Source organism: Mesorhizobium sp. WSM4837 (assembly GCF_055811435.1).
Map to the genome: position 1 here is coordinate 1 of NZ_JBVVQE010000167.1, position 2,577 is coordinate 2,577.

Annotated in this window: 3 protein-coding genes; all 3 read left to right on the forward strand. The window is 61.5% G+C overall.

What is annotated here, in order from left to right; translation table 11 throughout:
• A partial coding sequence (locus AC0L3D_RS36350; protein ID WP_473518983.1) for a hypothetical protein occupies positions 1–476 on the forward strand: 476 nt, incomplete at its 5' end.
• On the forward strand, positions 473–1,801 hold the full coding sequence (locus AC0L3D_RS36355; RefSeq protein ID WP_473647493.1) for a recombinase family protein: 1,329 nt from the start codon (positions 473–475) through the stop codon (positions 1,799–1,801). The genes AC0L3D_RS36350 and AC0L3D_RS36355, both read left to right, overlap by 4 nt.
• Positions 1,714–2,544: a helix-turn-helix domain-containing protein gene (locus AC0L3D_RS36360; protein WP_473647494.1), complete on the forward strand. Its 831-nt coding sequence runs from the start codon at positions 1,714–1,716 to the stop codon at positions 2,542–2,544. Before AC0L3D_RS36355 ends, AC0L3D_RS36360 begins: the two co-directional genes overlap by 88 nt.
• Positions 2,545–2,577 lie beyond the last annotated feature (33 nt).

Genomic DNA, 2,577 nt, shown 5'->3' on the forward strand with positions numbered 1-2,577 from the left:
CGGACTGGGCTCATAATGCCCGTTATCAGGATGGCGAGGCAAAGAAGATTGTCCGTTACGCCTTTCATCCGCGTTCGGGCGGGGAGATTTTCGTTACAGGCCGTCAGCGTTATTGCGGTGAGCCGGCCTATGTCGGGCGACAACCGGATGGCAGCCTGGCGCTGATTCCGATCTGGATGACGGAAGAGATCGCCCTGACGATGGCGGTTCGCGAGGCGCCCCGTTTTCCCCTTTCATGCCTGCGCGACCTGCGCCGCGAGGTGGATGCAGGTCTACGTTTTCTGCAGAGCGACTCACGCCAGCCAGGAGACGACCATGCAGCGCAGGCAATGCCGAACCGACCAACCAGACCTGTTTTCCACGAAGGCTCCGCCATCGAGTCTTCCAGGCGAAGTCCGGGAACGCACCCTCCCGCTGATCGAGACCTTGCTGAGGGAAGCGGTGGTGAGCCAGACGGGACGGGAGGCAGATCATGAAGATCACCGCTGAACATCTCGCGCGCGGCGCCTATGTCTATGTCCGGCAGTCGACGGCCGATCAACTCGTCAACAATCCCGAGAGCCGGCGACGCCAATATGGCCTTGCCGAGCGAGCGCGGTCCCTTGGCTGGAAAGACGCCATCGTCATTGATGAAGATCTCGGTCGTTCAGGGTCTGGCATCAGCCGTCCGGGCTTTGAGAAGCTTCTGGCGGCGATCTGCGAAGGTCGGGTTGGTGCGGTCCTCGCCATTGAAGCCTCTCGGCTGGCCCGCAATGGCCGGGACTGGCATACGCTCATCGAGTTTTGCGGCCTTGTCGGAACGCTCATCATCGATGAGGACGGCATCTACGAACCGCGTCATCCCAACGACAGGTTGCTGCTCGGCATGAAGGGCACGATGAGCGAACTGGAGCTTTCGATCCTGCGGGCCCGCTCGATCGAAGCCCTGAAGCAGAAGGCACGACGGGGCGAACTTTTCCTGACGGTGGCGATCGGTTACGTCAAGTCGGGCCGGAACCGGATCGAGAAAGACCCGGACCTGCGGATCCGCGAGGCGATCGATCTTGTATTCCGGCGTTTCGACGAACTGCAGAGCATCCGGCAGGTGCATCTGTGGCTGCGCAGCGAAGGCATTATGCTCCCTGCCGTAAATTACACGCGCGCGGCGGACAGGGCGATCGTCTGGAAGCTGCCCGTCTACAATACGGTGCACCACATTCTCACCAACCCGATCTACGCCGGCGCCTATGCGTTCGGGCGAACCTGCAGCAAAGTCACCATAGAGGCCGGACGCAAACGGATTTTGCGCGGGATCAGGCGCGATCGCGCCGACTGGGAGGTCTTGCTCATCGACCATCACGAAGGCTACCTGAGCTGGCACGATTTTGAGAGGAATCAGCGCCTGATCACGGACAACGCCACAAGCAAAGGCTTGGTGCCGCGCGGTGCTCTTCGCCGGGGCGAGTTGCTGCTCGGCGGTCTCTTGCGCTGCGGCCATTGCGGCCGCAAGCTGCATGTCTCCTATTCCGGCAGCAACGGCAATACGGGGCGCTATCATTGCCGCGGAGCGCAGCTCAACCACGGAACCGACCCGTGCATTGGCTTCGGATCGTTGCGGGTCGATCAGGCGGTCAGCGCGGAGGTTCTTCAACGCCTTCAACCGCTCGGCATAGAAGCGGCGATCAAGGCCATCGAGACCTCCACCGCGTGCAGGCTGGAGAGAAGCGGCGCCATGTGGAGCTCGCACTCGAGCAAGCACGTTATGAAGCCGCCCATGCACGCCGCCAGTATGACGCCGTCGACCCGGACAACCGGCTTGTAGCAGGCGAACTGGAGCGACGCTGGAATGCCGCGCTCGTAGCCGTCCGCGAGCGTCAGGACGAGCTTGACGCGCTCGACCGCCACAAGCCTGAGGCTCTGGGAGACGAGGAACGGCGGAGCCTGCTGCGCATGGGCGCCGATCTCGAACTGGCATGGCATCATGCCAACGCCACCGCCACCACGCGCAAGCGGATCATCCGTGCCGTGATCCGCGAGATTGTCGTCGCCATCGAAGACGACCACATCAAAATGCTGGTGCATTGGCAGGGCGGCGACCATACCGCGCTTTCGGTCAGGAAGAACAAGGCAGGCCATCACCGTTGGGGCGCCCCGCCGGACATCGAGGAACTGATCCGTGCCCTGGCACGCCAATTGCCGGATAGAGCGATCGCATCGCTTCTCAACCGGCTCGGCAAAACCACGGGTCGTCAGAACGGATGGACGCAGTCCCGTGTCTGCACTTTCCGCAACCAGCACGACATCGCCGTCTACAAAAAGGACGAACGGTCGGAGCGCGGCGAGTATACATTGCAGGAAACGGCTGCGAAGCTCGGGCTGCGGCCAATGACCGTGCTGCGCATGATCCGCGCCGGCGATCTGAAGGCCGAGCAGTATTGCAAGGGTACGCCCTGGATCATCCGTCATGAAGATATCGAGCAACTCGATATCCAGCACCATTCCGGCAGGAGCGGACACAGTCCATTATCACAATCACAGGATCAGCAGATCCAGCTTTTTCAATAACATAGCGAGGTGTGCATTATGTCGTGGGATCGG